Here is a 19194-nt window from a genome sequence, read left to right as displayed (position 1 = left end):
AACAGCCGGAACCGCAGCCGGATACGCGTCACCAGGTTGGACTAACCCACTTTCAACATACTGATTGCAATGAAAATTCGTTTCTTATCTGCTAATGAACTCAAGCTGGCCGAGGTGCGTACCATCCTTGAGCCGGTGGGTGTCGAAGTGGTGCCCATTGCGCGCCGTATTGAAGAGATTCAGACCGAAAATGAGGTGGAGCTGGTTCGTGACAAACTGACTAAAGCCTTTTCAATCATTGGCCGCCCGCTGTTTGTCGAGCATACCGGTCTGTATCTGGATGGGCTCAATGGCCTGCCCGCCGGACTGACGCGCATTTTCTGGAGCCGGCTGAACGCGGAACGCTTTACCAAACTGGTGAACGGGCTGGATAGCCCGGGCGTGACCGCGAAAACCGTCCTCGGCTACTGTGACGGGCGCAAAATGTACCAGTTTGAAGGCCAGCTGCGCGGCACCATTGCACGGGAGCCGGCGGGGCCGCGCGAATTTCAGTGGGACTGCGTCTTTATCCCGGAAGGGCACACCCAGACGTTCGCTGAAATGGGCGAACTGAAAAACGAAATCTCGATGCGCCGCCTGGCGCTGGATCGCTTTGCCACCTTTCTGAAAACTTCGCGGGGACTGGCATGAAACCGGAACTCAAACGCGCTTACGATGCCGGCAAACTGATTCTGTTCGCCGGTGCGGGCATCTCACGCAATCTCGGACTGCCGGAGTGGCACGAGCTGATTGCACATCTGGCTAATGAGCTGGGCTACGATCCGAAAATCTTCAATACCTACGGCACCCATTTGTCGCTGGCGGAGTATTACAAACAGCGCAAAGGCTCGCTCGGCCCGCTGCGCAGCTGGATGGATCGCGAGTGGCACCGTCCGGACATCGACGTGCGCAGCTCTGAAATCCACACCATGATCACCCAGGGCAATTTCTCGCGCATCTATACCACCAATTACGACCGCTGGCTGGAGATGGCGCATGAAGCGCACAATGTGCCGTATAGCAAGGTCGCTAATGCCGCCGATCTGGTGTCGCTGACTGAAGATAAGCGCCATATTATTAAACTTCATGGCGATTTTGACGATGACACCTCCATCGTGCTGGATGAGAGCAGCTACTTTGAGCGGCTCTATTTTGACTCGCCGCTGGATATCAAACTGACCCATGATGTCATGGGTAACTCCGTGCTGTTTGTTGGCTACAGCATCAGCGATTTCAATATCCGCCTGCTGTTTTATCGCCTGACCAAAATGTGGGGCCGCACCGGGCTGGCGACCGCACGACCCAAATCCTACCTGTTCACCAACCGTAATAATCCGGTGGCGAAAGAGGTACTGGGGCAGTGGGGCATTGAAATGATCGTGTCTGAAGAGGACGATCCGCGCAAAGCGCTGGCAACCTTCCTCGAAGAGCTGCTGGCTTAAACGGCAAGCAGAAAATCGTTGGCTAAAAAAGCTGAATGAAATATACTGTATATAAACACAGTAAATGAGGTGCATCATGGCAGTCGAAACCAAATATGTTGTGGTCAGAAAGGGTGAAGAGAAGATGACGTTTGCCAATAAAAAAGACGCAGATGCATGGGACAAGATGCTCGATATGGCCGACGCGTTCACCGACTGGCTGCAGCAACATCAGCCAGCGATGGATGAGGCCCAGGCCGAAGCGCTGGGTATGCTGCTGGCCGAACAGAAAGACGCGGTGCAACACATTCTGCGCACCAGCAAACTGCCGGACGCGGTGAAAGACAGCGGCGAAACCGCTGCTGACGACAGCGATACGGCTGTGCCGGAAAAAGAGAAGAAGGTGCGTGCGGTCAAAGCCGCCTGAGGAACCGCGCGTTCGCTTTGTACTGCTGCTGAATCCGGGCCAGCCTCTGTGCTGGCCTGGGAACCGTGCTAAGGATCAGTGCGTGAAAAGAGAGAAGGTGCCTGAGTAGTAACTGACCATCCACGCCACATACACCAGCCAGACCACCATTAACCCTGTCAGACTCAATTTACCTGCCATGCTGCATTCCTCTTGTTATGCGGCGCCTTGCGCCCGTACGCAATAACCTGACAGCACAACGAAGTGGCGATCTTGCGCCAGATCAAATTCCCTCTTTTTTACTGCATCGTCTTAGCGTTTTTAATGGCGACCCGACGCCACAACAGCGGTTGTTGGTTTTCTGATCGGACCTGCCAGGCCATCAAGTTCCCGGATTGTGCGCCGATAGAGTGATTACAGGGATGCAGGTGCACAGGGCGTGATTCTTTTTCAGTAATAAAGTGTCAACACCAGGAGCGCCGACATGGCCACAACCGTATCTAATAAGAAAAAAATGAGCACCCGCACACAAATGCTGCTGACGGGCGCCTTAACCATCACCCTGGGCTTCGCCGTGACTATCGGTGTGCTCAGCTGGCAGTCCAGCAATGAGCAAAAATCGCTGGCGGAGAGTTACTTACAGCAGATTGCGCAGAGTCAGGCGCTGCAAATCCAGCAGGAGCTGAGTTACGCACGCGATGTCGCACACAACCTCGGCCACAGTCTGATTGCCCTGCCGGCTGCCGGTGTGCAGGACCGTAAAGTGGCCGATAAGCTGCTGGTCTCTGCACTGCGTGATAATCCGGACTATCTCTCTATTTCGGTCATCTTCGAAGAAAACGCATTTGACGGACGCGATGCTGAGTTTGCCTCTCAGGCTGGCGCGGCACCTAAAGGACGTTACGCCTATTTCGTCGATCGCGACCAGGGTGGCAATTTTGCCCTGCATCCGCTGACTTCAATCTTTACGCCAGGCCAGGGCGATTACTATTTGCTGCCGCAGAAAAGCCAGAAAGATACGCTGATCGAACCTTATAGCTATGCCTATAACGGTGTGCCAACGCTGCTGACCTCGGTGGCCGCGCCAATTATCAGCCAGGGCAAACTGTGGGGCGTGGTGACGTCCGATATCTCACTGGCGTCACTGCAGGAAAAAGTGAACAGCATCAAACCGTGGGAAGGCAGCGGTTACGCCATGCTGCTCTCCAGCGCGGGCAATGTGGTGTCTTATCCGGACAAAAGCCAGACCAGCAAAGCCTGGAAGGGCGACACACATAATTTCAGCAGCACGGTCACCGAACAGCATGACGCTATTCTGGGCGAGGATGCGCTGGTGGCCTGGCGGCCGGTGGTGATCGGTAACAGCGATCAGAAATGGTATCTCGGCGTGGTGGCCCCGGTGAGCAAAGTCATGGAAGCGGCGCACCGTCAGCTGATTAACGCGGTGATTTTAATGGTGATCAGTATCCTGGTGGTGTGCGCACTGCTTGGGCTGGTATTTAGTCGCAAAGTACTTAAGCCGATTGGCGGTGAGCCACTGACCGCAGCCACCATTGCGCTGGCGGTGGCCGATGGCAAACTGGATAACGCTATCCCGCTGAAAGCGCGCGACAGCAGCAGTCTGTTCTTCGCCTTGCACACTATGCAAAACCAGCTGCGTGAGATTGTCGGGCAGATTCAGGATGCCAGCGCGTCGGTGCGCCAGGGCGCAGGTGAAATCGCCAGCGGCAACCTCAACCTCGCGTCACGTACCGAAGAGCAGGCGGCCGCACTGGAACAAACTGCCGCCAGCATGGAGCAGATTACTGCGACGGTGAAACACAACGCTGCTAACGCGCATCAGGCGACGACGCTGACCGATAACGCGACGCACATCGCCAGCCGCGGTGAGTCACTGGTGGGCCAGGTGGTGCAGACCATGGCGCAAATCGACGACAGCGCGAAGAAAATCGGCGACATCACTGCCATTATCAACAGCATCGCCTTCCAGACCAACATTCTGGCGCTCAACGCCGCGGTTGAAGCGGCGCGCGCCGGGGAACAGGGACGTGGTTTTGCCGTGGTGGCATCGGAAGTGCGTAATCTGGCACAGCGCAGCGCCAATGCGGTGAAGGACATCGCTGCGCTGATTGAAGAGTCCGGGCAGCGCGTCGGCAGCGGTGTGCAGCTGGTGCAGGATGCCGGTAAAACCATGCAGGAGATGACGCAGGCGGTGAACTCGGTGCGCACCATTATCGGCGAGATTGTTACCGCGTCAGACGAGCAGGCGCGCGGCATCAGCCAGGTAACGATCGCGGTGAACGAGATGGATGGCACCACCCAGCAGAACGCCGCGCTGGTCCAGCAGATGTCAGCCGCCGCCAGTTCGCTGGAAGACCAGGCGGCACAGCTGGCGCATACCGTGGGACGTTTTCACCTCAGCTGAGGTCGGTGACCGATCGCCAGCACGCGGCGTAAATCAGGACGGTCGCCACATCAGGCGACCGTCTTATTCCTTTCATCCGTTTCGCCGTGACGGCATCATGCGCAGCAACGTATTGTCTTTAATCAGATAATGATGCACCAGCGCGGCCGCCGCGTGCAGACCAATCAGCCAGTAGCCGTAGGGCGCGAGGGTTTCGTGCCAGTCGCTCAGCATATCGGCAAAATCGGGATCCGGGCTGGCGCTGACCGGCATCGGAATCGCGAAAATCCACCAGTTACGGCCCATGTAGAAGCGCGAAAGGATGCCGAGAATCGGCAGCACGATAAAGAACAGATAGATCGCCAGATGCATCAGATGCGCCAGTCCGGTTTGCCAGTGCGGCGGCTGGGGTTCGATTTTCGGGCTGCGATGGCGAAAACGCAGCACAATGCGTGACAGCATCAGCAACAGCACGCAACTGCCGGCGCTGAAATGTCCGACGATCATGGTGTAACCTTGCCAGGATCCGCGCGTGAATAAGCCGCGAAACTCCATGGTGCAGTAAGCGGTGGCCACCAGTACCAGCGTCAGCCAGTGAATAAAGATTTGCGCAGGGGCATATTTGTTACGCATAGCCAGTCCGAAAATAAGCGGTGTGGGATGCTTAACATAGCGAAAAACGCGCTGAATTAATTCATTTTTTGCCACATCCCGTCCGGCTTACTGTTCGGCTGTCTGCAACAGCTGACGCAGCAGGGCGGCAAGCTGCTGCTGCTGCCGATCGTCCAGCGTGGCCAGCAGCGCGTTCTGCGTTTGCGTATGCACCTGCAGCGCCTGCTCAATCTTCGCCAGCCCGGCCGGCGTCAGCGTCACCAGCGTGCTGCGCTTATCATCGGCATCGGCAACACGCGCAATCAATTCCTCTTCTTCCAGCCGGTTAAGCCGGTTGGTCATGGCACCGGAGGTGACCAGCAGCGATTTGTAGAGCTGCGTGGGCGACAGGCGGTAAGGTGCGCCGGCACGCCGCAGTGTCGCCAGCACATCAAATTCGCCATCGCGAAAACCAAAGGGCGCCAGCGCCTCAGCGCGCTTTTTCGCCAGATGCTTCATCAGGCGCAGCATGCGGCCAAAAATCGCCATGGAAGAGGCGTCCAGCTCCGGCATGGCGCTGGCCCATTGCGCAACGACAAAATCTACGTGGTCAGTCATGTTAATTCTCATCAGTTCACGGCGGGCAATGTGTCGCTTTGTGCGCACCCGCTATCGTTCTTTCGCAAAGTATCTTAACGTTAAGATACTTTGACGTATGGAGACAGAATGTGAATCGTACCTTATCTGCTATTGGCTTGTTTGCTTTACTGGTTTTTGTGGTGGCGCTGAATTTGCGTCCGGTGATGGCGGCCATCGGACCGCTGTTCCTGCAACTGCAGCACGATGCAGGGCTCAGTGCCACGCAGCTGAGCCTGCTGACGACGCTGCCGGTCATTATGATGGGGCTGGCGGCGCTGGCCGGGCCGCTGCTGCTGCGCAGGCTGGGTGAAGCGCGCGGCATTACCGCTGGCCTGATAGTGCTGGTGCTCGCGGGTGGCGCGCGTGGCGTTGATCACAGTGCCACCATGCTAACCGCCAGCGCGCTGCTGGCGGGCTGCGGCATCGGGCTGATTCAGGCGCTGATGCCCGCGCTCATCAAGCGTCACTTCGCCTCGCGTGCCGGTACACTAATGGCACTGTTCACCACCGGTATTATGGCCGGAGCTGCAGTGGCCGCAGCCAGCGCCGCGCCGCTCGCCAGCCATGCCGGACTGACGATTGCCCTGATGCTGCCGTCGCTACCGGCGCTGATCGCATTGATTCTGTGGCTGCGCCTGCAGCCTGTGACCACGAGAGTAAACACGCCACCGGCCGGCGGCGTACACCGCACGCGGCGCGCCTGGCTGTTGATGCTGTTTTTTGGCATCGGCACCGGTGCTTACACGCTGGTGCTGGCGTGGCTGCCGCCATTTTACATGCAACACGGCTGGCTGCCGGCGCAGAGCGGCTACGTGCTGGGCGCATTAACCCTGACCGAAGTCGCCGCCGGATTTATGCTCTCCGCGCTGATTCATCGCTGCCGCGATCGCCGCTGGCCGTTGCTGGTGGTGCTGGCTTCCATTCTGCTGGGGCTAATCGCACTGCTGTGGCTGGGCGGCGAACGCGCCTGGTTGCCGACGCTGCTGCTGGGATTGGGGATCGGTGCGCTGTTTCCGCTATCGCTGATCGTCACGCTTGATCATGCCCGTACGCCGGAAGAAGCCACTGCGCTGCTGTCGTTCGTGCAGGGCGGCGGCTATATACTGGCCGCGCTGATGCCGCTGATGGCCGGCATTGTGCGCGACCGCGCGGCATCACTCGACAGTGCGTGGCAGATCATGGCGGCGGGCGTGCTGCTACTGATGTTGATGGCGCTGCGACTCAAACCCCAGCGATAACGGCAGGAAACCATTGTCAGACGGAATACGCTGTTTTATAAACCGTGCAGAGTGAGAGGATCGATAAATCAGGAGCAATGATGTCCCCGCAGGTCGGTGTTGGCATATTAATTTTCCGCGATGGCAAGCTGTTGCTCGGCCAGCGTAAAGGCAGCCACGGTGCCGGTGACTGGTCGGCGCCGGGCGGCCATCTGGAGTTTGGTGAATCACCGGAAGCCTGTGCACGGCGGGAAGTGCTGGAGGAGACCGGTCTACAGCTGCACAGCGTACACAACGGTGCCTTCGTCAGCGATGTGTTTCCGGCGGTCAACCGCCACTATATTACGCTGCTGATGGTAGCGCCGGACGCCAGCGGTGAGCCGCAGCTGCGGGAACCGGATAAGTGCACAGGCTGGCACTGGTTCGCGCCTGAGGCGCTGCCTGAACCGTTGTTTGCCCCATTGCAAAGCTGGCTGGCGCGCGACGGTCTGGCGGCACTGCAGGCGCTGGCCCAGCGTAAAGATCGCTAACCGTATTGCTTCATCGAGGCTTCGGCATCTTCTCCGGCCGGGATGCGCATCGGTGCGGCGGGATCGGTCGCGGCACGCCACACGGCAGCGGCAACGTCCTGTGCTTTAGTGGTTGGCTGGGGCTGCTGCATGCCGGCGATGATGCCATCAAACATCGGCTGGTAAGGCTCGAGCAAGGTGTTTTCCATGCGCGGCCGGGCATTTTTGCCAAAATCGGTGGTGGGTGCCAGCCCGGGTAATACCAGTCTCACCTGAACATTAAAGGGCTGCAGTTCCAGCGCCAGCGACTCGGTAAAGGCGTTGACTGCCGCTTTGCTGCCGGTATAAACCGCCAGCAGCGGCAGGGATTTCAGCGTCACCGTCGAAGTCACATTGATCACCATGCCACTGTTTTTCGCACGGAACTGCGGTATGACCGCCTGCGTCATGGCGATGGTGCCCAGCGTGTTGGTTTCGAACACTTCCCGCACCGAGGACATCGGCGCGCCTTCCAGCGAGGTTAATAATCCGATGCCGGCATTGTTGACCAGCACATCAATCTCTCCTGCTTCAGCCAGCGTTTGCCTGATGCTGGCGGCATCGGTGACATCCAGTGGCAGCAGGCGCAGATGGGCGGATTCAGGAAACAGTTCGGCGCGCGGGGTGCGCATGGTGGCGATGACTTTCCAGCCGCGCTCCAGAAACCAGAGCGCGGTAGCATGACCAAAACCAGAAGAGCAGCCGGTGATTAAAATGGTTTTCATGGTTCACTCCTGCATTGCGTTGGGTAAGAGCTCACTATAGAGTGCCACTACCGGACTCACTACAACGTACAGTCCTGGTTTCATTTGCAGGAGTCCATTATGATCGATCCGCTCGCCGAAATGGTGTCACTGTTACAGCCCGGGGCGGCTTATTCCAAACGCGCGCGTGCCAATGGATTATGGCGTGTGCAGCGCAGTGAGACCGGTCAGCCGTTTTACTGCGTGGTGCTGGAGGGGCGCACCCGGCTGGAAATGAAAGGTCATCCTCCGGTTGCGCTTGAGCAGGGGGATTTTGTCCTGATTCCGGCTGCGTGGGAGTTTTGCATGACCAGCGAGCAGCCACCGGCCGCAGATGCGCCTGATTCTATGCCGGAGATGCTTGCGCCGGGCGAAGTGTGGCTTGGCGATCGGCAGCAGCCAGCTGAGGTACAGACGCTGATTGGTTACTGCCAGTTTGCCGCACCCGACGCGGGATTGATTGTCTCGTTACTGCCACAGTTTATTCATGTGCGTGGCGCATCGCGCCTGACCATGCTGGTGCAGCTGGTCAGGGATGAGTGCCGTGCACAGCGTCCGGCACGGCAGATCGTGCTGGAACGTTTGCTGGAATTACTGCTGATCGAAGCGCTGCGCGCAATGCCAGCGGCGAATGCATCGCCTGGCGTGATGCGCGGACTGGCCGATGAGCGGCTGGCCGGGGCGATTCGCGCCATCCACGCCAGGCCAGCCCATGGCTGGACGGTGCCCCAGCTGGCGAAACACGCGGCGCTATCGCGCTCGGCGTTTTTCGTACGTTTTCGCGATGCAGTGGGCATGGCGCCGATGGCGTATCTGCTGACGTGGCGCATGGCGCTGGCGAAAAATCTGCTGCGCAGCAGCCGCCTGTCAGTGGCCGACGTGGCTGAACGGGTGGGTTACCGCTCTGCCAGCGCCTTCAGCATCGCTTTCACCCGCTTCACCGGCCAGACGCCGACCGGCTTCGCTGGCGCGGAACGGCGCAGCGGCACCGCAGAAGCTGAGCCAGCAATCGCCCGGGTAAGTTAACCACGCCCGGAATGGCGGCCAGCGTAAGACGTGTCGCCATAAAGCGTGCAATGCCGTTCAGTTTAAAAATCACCCTGTTAATGCCGGTGCGCATCAATGCGCACCCTACAAACCGTGCCGTTACCCGACAGGGCCACCATTTATGGTGAGCCAAAACACATTATAAAACCGTGCAATTAACCCGTAGGGTCGCCATTTATGGTGACCCAAAACATATTATAAAACTGCGCACTTACCTTGTAGGGTCGCCATTTATGGCGACCAGGGAATACTTGCCTGCGCCACAGACGACCATACAAGACAGCCATAACGCTACAATATCGTAAAGCCGTTTTCACCGGTCAGCCAATGACCGACTTAGCGTTTCGCCACCTGCTCGCCATCCGGGTTTTTGCCATGCCCGGCAGCAGCCAGCTCGGTATTAAAGTGGGAGACCAGCACCGAAAACGTTTCCTCTGCTTTCATGCGGTACAGCTGTTCGGACGGATGAATACAATCGGGTGACATCAGCGACTGCCAGTCTTTCATCTGCAGGATGCGCTGATACTGACGCGCCAGCGGCACCGACTCCGCTTCAGCCAGCGCGTCCAGTTTGGTGACGTAAGGTGCGACGTGCCATTTCTCCGCGCGGCCACAAATCGGGTGCGGCTCCTGTAATATCACCTGCTTACCCTCTTCACGGGCAATAGTAATCAGCTGTGTCATCACCTGGGTATATTTATCCGGGCTAACCTGGTAATCCTTTTCTATATCGCGGAAATGGAAATGGCGTGCATCGTTGGTGGCAAAATTCAGCAAAATGATTTTTGCCGGCGATTTCTTCATCTCTTCGCGCCAGCTTTTATTATTCTTGTAGAAATATTTGCCATTTAACAGGTCCATGGCCTGCGATGAGGACGCGCCTTTATTCACTACGCGAATGCCATCGCCGTACTTCTGCTGTAACCACTGGTTAATCAGAGCAATCTCATTGTCTTTAATATAGATTGCGCGCAATTTGCCATTTTCCTTTATCGCCATAGCGCCACGCGTGCTTGAACCGCCATAGGCTTCAATAATAAAGTTATTATCGGGCTTGCCGCTTTCGGCGAATGCGGTATTGCACAGACAGGCTGTGGTAATCAGCAAAGTGACGATGCCAGATAGCGCTCGTTGCATAACAAATTTCCGCCTTTTGATACTCAAGGTTACATGGAGAATCGGTTGTTAACCGTAAGCGAATTACCTTAACAGGGGAGATTGCGGGTCAACAATCCGAAAGCACGGTTGCGGGGTGAAAATTAGGTCAACTCTGAGAAAAAAGCCGCTTGCTGAATAAAAGTTATTTAAATTCAATCAGGTAAAAACCAGCCCTGCCTAATAGCCTCCCTTCAGCCAGAAAATCCCGCATTGACGCCTGCTTAAAACATCACGGTTGCTTCAGGACATAACGCGGTTTGATTAGCGAATTTTCGCACTGCGAGTCGAACCGTTAATCCACAACCTGTTGTAAAAGAGTGGGTTTTCGCTGTTTTTCCGGCAGTTAGCTGCGAATAGGCACTGCCTGACGATAACTTTTACCATCAGAACATTCTGGCTTAAGCTTTATGGCCATTGCACAGTGACATTCTTTACACTATGGCGAAATTCCGAAACGTTTCTAAACATAATGTATACAGATTAATCCGGTGTTAGCATTCTGACTGAATCATTATGATTGCGTTACAACTCATTTCAGGATGTGCAATGTGAAAACAGAATCCTTTTTATCCAGCCGTAATATTGGCCTGGATCTGCTGCGTGCCGGCCTAATTCTGGAAGGGGTGTTATTACACGCCTCACGGAGTTTGCCGGGAGAGAATGGCTGGTATTATGTCGCGCAGCGCGATCCCTCGGAAATATTCACGGCACTGCTGAGCATGGTGCACACCTTCAGGATGGAAGTGTTCTTCTTTCTTTCGGGCATGTTCTCCGCACTGATTATTTTGCGAAAAGGGCAGAAATTCTTTACGGATAATCGCCGTAAGCGCGTCCTGATTCCGCTGATATCAGCCTATCTGTTTATTCCGCCGCTGATGTATTTTATCGCGGGACAGATGAATAACACCCCGCTGAGCCTCGAAGGCTGGCTAATCAGCTATACCATGATGCACCACCTGTGGTTCCTCGTGTCGCTGTCGGTGATGTCGCTGCTGGTACCCGGCGCGTTTTATCAGTGGAGCGCCCGTCAGTTGGGCAAAATGTCGTTGCCACTGCTGATCGCCACACTGGTGATTCTGGGTAACGCCTGCTTCGTGCTGAAGTTCCTGGTGAAAGGCCGCGGTGAATTTGTCGAGCTCATCCCGGTGACCGCACGCTTCCTCGTCTACTACACCGCTGGTTTTGCGTTATACGTCAACCGCGAGAAAATTGCCCGGTACGCCAGCAGTAAACTGATGAATGGCTGGCTGGTGGCCGCGCTGGTGCTGGCGGTGTGGGCCGCCTGCTATGTTGTCGCGCACAACCACATCACCGGGGTGATGAAATATGTGCCGGTGATGCTGGGCAGCGTGCTGTCGGTGATGCTGTCCTACTGGCTGGTATTTAGCTTCGAACGCATCAACGTGAAAGAGAGTCGCATTCTGACGGCAATTGTGGACTCCGCGCTGATTATCTATTTGCTGCACTATCCGGTGGTGATCATTTTCTCATGGCTGCTGGATGTCTGGTTACCGGATAACCTGTCAGTCCTGTATGTCCTGATCGATTTTGCCCTCGGCATTGCGCTGAGCGCGGTGTGTTACGCTATCGTCAAACGTTCACGCTTCGCCTCATTCATGTTTGGCCTCAAGCCGAAAGATAAAAAGGTGGCGGTGCCGGTCGAAGCGCGACTGTAATTGTCATCATGCCCGGCCGCCACTGGCGTGCCGGGTATTATTTCCCGCCATCTGATTTTTGCCATTTTCTGCATTTTTAGTTCCAGATAATTATCTCAGGCCGTTAGCGCAATTCCTAAAGCTTATCGCCGTCATCACAATTCCTTAAGTCAAACTGGACGTTTTAACCTGATCGCGGTAATACTCATTTCAACGGATTTCCAGCCGTAAGCTATTACGACAATATATTTCGCTTCGCTATTTCCCCCGCACTGCGCATTCGCTGTGCGGCATTTGTCTTTTCTCTGGTGAGGAAAATAGTGTGTTTAAATTAAATCCCTTGTTACTGAGCCTGCTTGCTGCGCAGGGCTTAATGCTGCCTGCCTCACCGGTATCGGCGGTGGTATTAAAACCTTTCACCCCCGAACGCAACGACAATAAAGTCGGCGCTTATTGCTTATGTAATGGTTCAACCCAGACGCTAAGCGGTATACCGCGCTTTACCGTTGGAGAAAGTGGCATGAGCAGCGTCACGCTGGGTGAACTACAAAAGGTTGGGCGTATTATTAATGACAATTTAATCGGCGAGCCCCGCCTGCAACTCGGCGCACAAAATTATGCTATTGGTATTCCGGATGAAGAAACAGGCAGTTATCGTGTCTATCAGGTTTATAACAGTGCGGAAATGATTGCGCCGGCGGAAATTAATGGCGCTACGGTAGTGCCAGATTATTATGATGTGAACGATAAGCAATATATTGATGCGCGCGTAGCGACAGTCACTAATGGCCGGTTAAAGATAAATATTGGTCAGCAAGGCGCAGCCGCTAACGCCAGCACCAATCGCTGGTCAATGGCGGCCAAACAGAGTCAGTTATTTGCCAGCAGTAACAACGGCCAGATTAACTGGGACAGCAATAACCGTATCCGCTTTACCGCCGCCACGCCGCCGTACGGTGGCGATCGGCTGGCATTTGATGCCGGAGGCGTGGTGACCTACGCCGGTCTGTTTGATGTCACGCTCAAGGATGGCAGCAGCAACGCGTACTACGTCAGTAATCTCAATGAATTGCGGAACTATAACGACTGGCTGATTGACCAGATTAGCGGCGGCAACCTGAGCCCGGAAAGTTATAACGCCGCGCTGAACCAGGCGTTCAGCCTGCGCGACGGTCGTGTGGTTTACCGCATGAGCACCGGTAATTACGATGATGAAGTGGCTGCCGCACTCGGCGATCAGGTGGTGCTGAGTGCCGATGGCGCGAAAGCCAGAGTGAAAATCAATCGCGGCAAAACGCTGGAAGTGGCTAATAGCGCCAGCGCCGTGATGCGCGCCAGCAACGGTGCAACGGCGATTATCGCCGGAAAACTGGCGACCAGTAACGCGCCCTCATCCGAAGCGGGCGCACTGGAGCTGATCAGCGGCGCGCGCGGTATCAATAATGGTGTCATCAACAGCGGTTTTTTCAACGCCGCCAATGGACGGGGCGTGGCGGAGGATTCTCTCGGCTATGCGGGCACAGCGGTGTCGGCGATTTATGACAGCGAGTTCCGTAACAATGGCGTGCTCAATGTGCATATCGGTGATGCGCCGTGGGGCACCGCCGGCTTATTTCTCGGCAGCAGCAGCGCGGTCAACCACGGCAATATTAATCTCGGCATTCACGATGTGGCGAACGGCTCCTCAGCAGCGGCGGTGAGTTTCAGCGGCGAGGGCAGCTTCGTCAACGCGCACGATGGCACGATTTACCTCGGCCGCACACCGCAAAATCACAAGGGCGATGTCACGCAGGATGTCGCAGTCAGCCTCGGCGGTGGCATCAGCGCCATTTCCGGCCTGCTCGACTCGCGTGCCATCAATGATGGCCGTATTGTTATCGGCTCAAAAGTCGAGAACGCCGTTGGCATGCGCATCGAGGCCGGGCCCAACGCGGTGTCACTGAATAACGGTGTTATCGACGTCAATGGTATGGCGCAGGCGCTGCCGCGCGAAAATATCGCCATGCTGGCGATGGATTCCGGCAGCGGCGGTCAGGTGGGCAACCGCGGCACCCTCAATCTGAATGGCTATAACAGCACCGGCCTGAAAGTGATCGCCACGGCGGGCAACCAGGCGCACGCCTTCTCCAGCGGCGCGATCAACGTGGCGGGTGACGCCGACCGCTTTGGCGGCACCAACAATACGGCGGTGTGGGTAACTGGCGAACCGGGCGGTCACGCCAGTGCCGATATCACCGGCCCAATCCGGCTAAGCGGCAAAGCGGGCATTGGGATTCGCGCTGAAGGCCAGGCAACGGTCGACGTTAGCGCCCACGCCATTCCCACCTCCAGCGGCAGCGACAGCATGCTGGATAGCGGACAGATCAGTTTCTACCGTATCGGCCCGGATGCGCGCATTAATCTGCCGGCCAACGGCCGCTACAGCGCCTCCGTGTGGAACGGCACGATTTTTCGCGTTGAGCAGGGCGCGGATTTTGACGGGCGCGGCCTGACTTTGTCGATGAACAGCCCGTTTGCGACCGGTGTGTACGGCAGCGGTGCCGGCACCGACATTAATACCCACGGCGCGACGCTGAACATCGCCAGCTTTGCCAGCGGGCTGACTATCACTGATGGCGCCCGCGCCACCATTGATGCCGCAACGCGTATTCACCTCAACGGGTCTGATGCCCGCGTCGCCATCGCTGACGGTAATCGCTATACGCTGCAGGGTAACGTTGTTAACCCTAATACGCAGTTCGATCCGAACACTTTATTGATCAATCAGGCAGCGATAGACGGCCGCGCCAATAACCAGCAGCCGTTTACCGTGATGAATCATGCGCGGCTGGTGAATCGCGGCGCTGTCTCCCTGCGGGGTGAAGGCGTAACGGGTATCTACGCGCAGTATGGCGCCACGGTCGACAACCGCGGCGATATCAACATTTTGCGTAATGGCCGGGCGCTGTTCGCCGATGGCTATCCGGGCGCCGGCGACGGCAAAACCCTGACGGAGATTAACAATAGCGGCACGCTTAATCTCTACAGCGGTCAGAGCACCCAGCAAACCACCACCTTCGGTGCGGTCTCGTATCACCAGCTGGGGCGGATTAACCAGAACGGCACAATTAATCTGTACGGCGATAACGTGGTCGGCGCGAAAGCCTTTGCCGGCGGTCGTATTACGCTGGGCGCGAACAGCCGTGTGGTGTTCCATGACGCGCATCAGATCGGCTATCAGGCTTTTGATCCCGGCTCACGCCTGATCGTCAACGGCAGCCCGGTTGATGTCAGCAGTCGTAACTCGACGCTGTATGAAATCCGCAACGGCGCGTGGCTGTACAACCAGGGCTTTGGCAACGTTACGCTGAGCGGCAGGGACAGCACCGGCATCGTGGTCAGCGGGACGGATGCGCTGGTATCCAGCACCGATGTTTATCAGGTCACCGGTAAGGGTGCCACCGTGCTGCGCGCCAGCGATCGCGCGCAGGGGATCATTACCAGCCTTATCGCGCTGAATGGCAAAAACACCCTCGGCGCGCAGGCGTCGGGCGATGGCACCGAGGTCTACGCCGCCTCGCTCATCACCGGCACCGGGCACAACGCCACGGCGTTTGATGTCAGCGGCGACGCGCGCCTGTTTAATCAGCAGCAGGGCGTAGTGGATTTGCGTGGCCGCAACAGTACCGGGGCCCGGGTGCACGATGGCGGTAACTTTATCAACCGCGGCACGGTTAGCGTCGCCAGCGGCACCGGCGTGGATGTCAGCAGCGGTTATGGCCAGTATGTACCGGTCGACAGTACCTTACGTGTGAATGACGGCACCGCCGCGCTGCGCGTGGGCTCCGGCGGCGCGATGAAAATTTACGGCGACGGGCAGGGGGCCAGCACGCTGGCGGCTTACGGCAAAGCCGATGGTTTGCTGCTCGACAGCGGTGCGCAGCGCTTTGAAGCCAACGACATCATCATCGGCGCTTACGGCAGCGGCACTGCGCTGAACAATCGCGCCGGCATCAGTGATATTTCGCTGAGTAATGTGCGCTTCGAGGCCAATGGTGGCACCGGCATTCGCTCTGCCACCTCATTCGATCCGGCGGGTAGCGCGCAGATTCACGTCGGCGCAGGCGGTACCGGCTATCGCTTTGAAAACGCGGATGGATCGACCACGGGCAACGATTTAGTGATTGGCCGCGACTACCGCATTGAAGTCAACGGCAGCGGCACCGGCGTGCGTGCCAACACCCGTGGACGGGTGATCGCTCAGGGCCTGATTGATATCCGCGATGCCGATGGCGGTTCGGCGATTGTCACCCGCAGCGCCAGCCAGGTGGTTAACCAGGGCACCATCCGTTCACAAAGCCGCGTCGCACCGCTTATTGATCTGCGCGGCGGCGAGACGGTGTTTATCAACCAGGGCACGCTGGATGCGCCGTACGCCGATCAGGTGGTGGTGGCGGGCGGCGCGACCCGTGATGTGGTGGCACTGCTGGCGGGCAAAGTCACGGGCGAAGTGAATACCGGCAACGGCAGCGATACGCTGCTGGTTACGGGCGGCACGCTGGATGGCGGCCTGAGTATGGGTGACGGCAGTGCGAACCAGGCGACGGTGCAGGCTATCAGCCTGAACCAGACCCGTCATATCACCAGCGGCGGCGCGGATAGCACGCTGAACCTCACCCAGCTCAATGCGCGCGGCGGTTCGTTCCGGCAGGACGATCTCACCAAAGGCACCAACCTCGGCGCGGGCTGGAGCACGCTGAACTTCATCGATACGCAGTGGACGCTGAGCGACAACATTAAACTGGCGCACAGCACCATCAATATCGATGCAGGGTCCACGCTGTTCGCCGGCGATGGCGTCAACGCGCGGCTGCAGGGGGCCAGCAATGATTCGCTGGTGGTGAATAATGCCGGCACGCTCGACCTGACCAACGGTGGCAATGTGGCGGCAAATACCCTGACCATCGAAGGTAGTCTGGCCTCTGCGCAGGGCCGTCTGAAGCTCAATTCGACAGCCACCCACAGCGACGTGCTGCGTGTTAACGGTAACGCCAGCGGCACCACCTGGGTGGATGACCGGCTGCAGGGCGGCGGGCTGCTGGACAGCAATCGCGACAATGTCATCGCGGGCAGCGAAGGCGTCTCACTGGTGCAGGTGACCGGCAGCGCCAGCGCCGACAGCTTCAGGCTGAGCAATGGCTATGTGGCAGCCGGGCCGTGGCAGTATGGCCTGTACAGCTTTGCACCGGGCAGCAGCGCAGGCGGCAACGTATGGGACTATCGTCTGGCAAACAATTTCATCTGCAGCGATGGCTCGCTGTGCCAGCCGCAGGCGGGCAGTGCGGTTAAGGCGGTGCGTCCGGCGGTTACGCCGCAGGTACCGTCCTGGATCTCCGCACCGGTCGGGCTGGCGTACTACTCGCTGGCAGTCACTGACGATCTGCATAAGCGTCTCGGCGAACTGCGCCAGCAGCCGGCAGACAACGCAGAGATGTTTATCCGCTACCTCGGTTCGGATTTGCAGTATCGAAGCAATCGCGGCCTGGACGCCTGGGGTTATGACTTCGACCTCAACTACAGCGCCGTACAGCTGGGCGGCAATTTGCTGCGCGCCGATGGCGCTGAAGATAGCGTACGTGGCGGCGTCGCCTATACGCGCGGCAACACGCGCATTCGCCCGCATGCCGCTGACGGGTACAGCTCCACCAGCTTTGATAGCGATACGTTGTCACTTTATGGCACCTGGCTGCGCAGCAGTGGCTGGTATGTAGATGGTTCGCTGAGCTGGAGCGACTACCGTGGCGAAACCGACATTGCGCGGCAGAAAGCGGTCGCCAAACCCAAAGGGCACGGCTGGACGGCGTCAGTCGAGTCTGGCTATCCGCTGATGCTGGCGGGTGATGTGCGCCTGGAACCGCAGGCACAGGTTAGCTGGCTGCGTATGAACATGGACAGTTTTACCGATGCTGACGGCGCGCGCGTCTCTTATAACGATTACGATCAAACCATTGGCCGGCTCGGCGCGCGTGTGGCGCGCAGCTGGCAGGACAGCAGTCAGAACCAGTACACGCCGTATCTGCGCGCTAACTACTATCGCGGCTGGGGCGGTACGGCGCAGGCCAGGGTCGGCGCCAGCGACAGCGACCTGAGCCAGAGCTTCAGCAGCGGCAAATTTGGCCAGATGTGGGACGTCGGCCTCGGCGGCACGGCGACGTTGATCAACAACGTGGCGCTGTATGCCGAGGCGGATTACCGCAAAGAGATATCCGGCAACGGCGTCAAAGGCTGGCGCTACAATGCCGGGGTGCGCTGGTCGTTTTGAACGCTTAAACGTGCAATTACAGGCGGCGCTGTGATGCGGCGTCGAACAGCATCGCACGTTCGCTGTCCAGCGTGACCGGCAGGATGTCACCGACGCGCGCGCCGGAACGCTGGGTGGTAAACAGCATCAGCGGGTGGCCAAACAGCGAACCGTGAATCAGTTCGGACAGGCCGGTCGGCTCCACCAGCGACACTTCAAGAGGCAGCGCATGCTGCTCACCCGGCTGCGCCAGACTGATGTTTTCCGGCCGGATGCCGTAAATGACGTCACGGCCAGCGGCCTGTGCTGCCCAGTGCGTATTCAGGGGCAACTGAGCGCTGTCGCTGATACGCACGCCGCTGGGGGTCATCACGCCGTTGATAAAATTCATCGACGGTGACCCGATAAAACTGGCGACAAATTTATTGGCCGGTGTGTCGTACAGCTCCAGCGGTGTACCCACCTGCTGAATGACGCCGTGATTAAGCACCACGATGCGGTCAGCCAGCGTCATGGCCTCAACCTGATCGTGGGTAACATAAACGATGGTGTTGTGCATTTGCTGATGCAGTTTTTTGATCTCCACGCGCATCTGGCCGCGCAGTTGCGCATCGAGGTTGGAAAGCGGTTCATCAAACAGAAACACCTGCGGCTGACGCACAATGGCGCGGCCCATCGCCACGCGCTGCCGTTGTCCACCCGACAGCTCTTTTGGCCGGCGATCAAGCAGGTGCGTCAGGCTGAGAATCTCCGCCGCTCGCCGGACTTTCTCCTCAATCTCAGCACGCGGTCGTTTCTGAATTTCAAGGCTGAAGCCCATGTTGCGCGCGACCGTCAGATGCGGATAGAGCGCATAGCTCTGGAACACCATTGAGATATCGCGATCTTTCGGCGCCACCTCGTTCATCAGCTGACTGCCGATATGGATATTGCCGCCCGTTGCTAATTCCAGGCCGGCAATGGTGCGCAGCAGGGTGGATTTACCACAGCCGGACGGGCCGACCAGCACCACGAACTCACCATCTTTAATGGTCAGATTGATGTCGCGCAGAACCTCAACGTTGCCATAGCGCTTTTCAATTTGCGCCAGCGTAATTTCAGCCATT

Annotated in this window: 14 protein-coding genes; 9 read left to right on the top strand and 5 right to left on the bottom strand. The window is 57.7% G+C overall.

The genetic code is table 11. From position 1 onward, the window contains the following. Positions 1 to 69: 69 nt before the first annotated feature. The 4 genes from C1Y42_RS10130 (at position 70) to C1Y42_RS10115 (ending at position 4231) form a co-directional block, all read left to right on the top strand. Positions 70 to 630 carry a non-canonical purine NTP pyrophosphatase gene (locus C1Y42_RS10130; protein WP_010618047.1) on the top strand — a complete coding sequence of 187 codons (561 nt, stop codon included), beginning with the start codon at positions 70 to 72 and terminating at the stop codon, positions 628 to 630. Beyond that, positions 627 to 1421 (top strand): SIR2 family protein, encoded by a 795-nt coding sequence (locus C1Y42_RS10125; protein ID WP_010618046.1) that lies wholly within the window; start codon positions 627 to 629, stop codon positions 1419 to 1421. Before C1Y42_RS10130 ends, C1Y42_RS10125 begins: the two co-directional genes overlap by 4 nt. 76 nt (positions 1422 to 1497) lie before the next feature. Continuing rightward, a complete protein-coding gene (locus C1Y42_RS10120; RefSeq protein WP_021509064.1) occupies positions 1498 to 1827 on the top strand; it encodes a YebG family protein in 330 nt (109 codons plus the stop codon). A 463-nt stretch (positions 1828 to 2290) separates the two neighbouring features. Then, positions 2291 to 4231, top strand: a complete 1941-nt coding sequence (locus tag C1Y42_RS10115; RefSeq protein ID WP_021509066.1) for a methyl-accepting chemotaxis protein — start codon at positions 2291 to 2293, stop codon at positions 4229 to 4231. Positions 4232 to 4303: 72 nt separating this feature from the next. Here C1Y42_RS10115 and cybB read toward each other — a convergent pair whose 3' ends face one another. After that, positions 4304 to 4843 (bottom strand): cytochrome b561, encoded by a 540-nt coding sequence (gene cybB / locus C1Y42_RS10110; protein WP_031280003.1) that lies wholly within the window; start codon positions 4841 to 4843, stop codon positions 4304 to 4306. Between the two features lie 87 nt (positions 4844 to 4930). Continuing rightward, positions 4931 to 5419: a MarR family winged helix-turn-helix transcriptional regulator gene (locus tag C1Y42_RS10105; protein WP_104093331.1), complete on the bottom strand. Its 489-nt coding sequence runs from the start codon at positions 5417 to 5419 to the stop codon at positions 4931 to 4933. Positions 5420 to 5529: 110 nt separating this feature from the next. Here C1Y42_RS10105 and C1Y42_RS10100 point away from each other — a divergent pair, with 110 nt between their 5' ends. Together C1Y42_RS10100 and C1Y42_RS10095 are read left to right on the top strand one after the other, a co-directional pair. After that, positions 5530 to 6678 carry a CynX/NimT family MFS transporter gene (locus C1Y42_RS10100; RefSeq protein WP_233210705.1) on the top strand — a complete coding sequence of 383 codons (1149 nt, stop codon included), beginning with the start codon at positions 5530 to 5532 and terminating at the stop codon, positions 6676 to 6678. Positions 6679 to 6758: 80 nt separating this feature from the next. Continuing rightward, the gene (locus C1Y42_RS10095; RefSeq protein ID WP_199188985.1) at positions 6759 to 7187 is read left to right on the top strand and encodes an NUDIX hydrolase; all 429 of its coding nucleotides are present in this window, start codon (positions 6759 to 6761) and stop codon (positions 7185 to 7187) included. Here C1Y42_RS10095 and C1Y42_RS10090 read toward each other — a convergent pair. Further along, the gene (locus C1Y42_RS10090; RefSeq protein ID WP_021509071.1) at positions 7184 to 7930 is read right to left on the bottom strand and encodes an SDR family oxidoreductase; all 747 of its coding nucleotides are present in this window, start codon (positions 7928 to 7930) and stop codon (positions 7184 to 7186) included. The two genes, C1Y42_RS10095 and C1Y42_RS10090, sit on opposite strands and share 4 nt — an antisense overlap. A 99-nt stretch (positions 7931 to 8029) precedes the next feature. Between C1Y42_RS10090 and C1Y42_RS10085 the strand changes: the two genes are divergently transcribed. Then, positions 8030 to 8974, top strand: coding sequence for an AraC family transcriptional regulator (locus tag C1Y42_RS10085; protein WP_104093329.1), 945 nt, complete (start codon positions 8030 to 8032; stop codon positions 8972 to 8974). A gap of 357 nt (positions 8975 to 9331) precedes the next feature. On the opposite strand, the gene C1Y42_RS10080 is transcribed toward C1Y42_RS10085, so the two are convergent. Next, positions 9332 to 10132, bottom strand: coding sequence for an SGNH/GDSL hydrolase family protein (locus C1Y42_RS10080; protein WP_104093328.1), 801 nt, complete (start codon positions 10130 to 10132; stop codon positions 9332 to 9334). A gap of 569 nt (positions 10133 to 10701) precedes the next feature. On the opposite strand from C1Y42_RS10080, the gene C1Y42_RS10075 reads away from it, so the two are divergent. Next, positions 10702 to 11829: an acyltransferase family protein gene (locus C1Y42_RS10075; RefSeq protein WP_104093327.1), complete on the top strand. Its 1128-nt coding sequence runs from the start codon at positions 10702 to 10704 to the stop codon at positions 11827 to 11829. Between the two features lie 301 nt (positions 11830 to 12130). After that, on the top strand, positions 12131 to 18109 hold the full coding sequence (locus C1Y42_RS10070; protein WP_104093326.1) for an autotransporter outer membrane beta-barrel domain-containing protein: 5979 nt from the start codon (positions 12131 to 12133) through the stop codon (positions 18107 to 18109). A 16-nt stretch (positions 18110 to 18125) separates the two neighbouring features. On the opposite strand, the gene C1Y42_RS10065 is transcribed toward C1Y42_RS10070, so the two are convergent. Beyond that, on the bottom strand, positions 18126 to 19193 hold the full coding sequence (locus tag C1Y42_RS10065; RefSeq protein ID WP_104093325.1) for an ABC transporter ATP-binding protein: 1068 nt from the start codon (positions 19191 to 19193) through the stop codon (positions 18126 to 18128). Position 19194 lies beyond the last annotated feature (1 nt).

Origin of the sequence: Pantoea sp. ICBG 985, from assembly GCF_002928365.1 — a bacterium.
Lineage (GTDB): Bacteria > Pseudomonadota > Gammaproteobacteria > Enterobacterales > Enterobacteriaceae > Pantoea > Pantoea dispersa.
The sequence above is the reverse complement of the archived record's forward strand: the minus strand, read 5'-3'. Positions and strand labels throughout refer to the sequence as shown.